This is a genomic window from Curtobacterium sp. 18060 (assembly GCF_902706105.1).
Lineage (GTDB): Bacteria > Actinomycetota > Actinomycetes > Actinomycetales > Microbacteriaceae > Curtobacterium.
Window position 1 is genome coordinate 1 of the sequence record NZ_CACSJV010000139.1, and the last position, 392, is coordinate 392.

Annotated in this window: 1 protein-coding gene; it reads right to left on the bottom strand. The window is 62.8% G+C overall.

All coding sequences use genetic code 11. The features are described from left to right. The coding region (locus GVL05_RS19935; RefSeq protein ID WP_327785651.1) for a cation:dicarboxylate symporter family transporter at positions 1–392 on the bottom strand (392 nt) is incomplete at both ends.

The following is a 392-nucleotide window of genomic DNA, read 5'->3' on the forward strand; positions in this document are numbered from 1 at the left end:
CCCTTGGCGAACGCATCCACCACGGTGGTGGGGATGATGTTCATGAGGAAGTCGGTGGTGGTGCCCATCTTGCCGGGCGCCGTGTAGGCGGCGATGGACTTGGTGTCGATCGCGGAGGCATCGACGTTCATGCCTGCGCCGGGCTCGAGCACGTTGACCACGATGAGGCCGATGACCAGCGCGATGCTGCTCACGATCTCGAAGTAGAGCAGGGCGAGCCCGCCGGTGCGGCCGACCTTCTTCATGTCCTCCGTGCCCGCGATGCCCACCACCACGGTGCAGAAGATGATGGACGCGATGATCATCTTGATGAGTTTGATGAAGCCGTCGCCGAGCGGCTTCATCTTCTCGCCGATCTCGGGGAAGAAATGGCCCAGCAGCACGCCCACGAT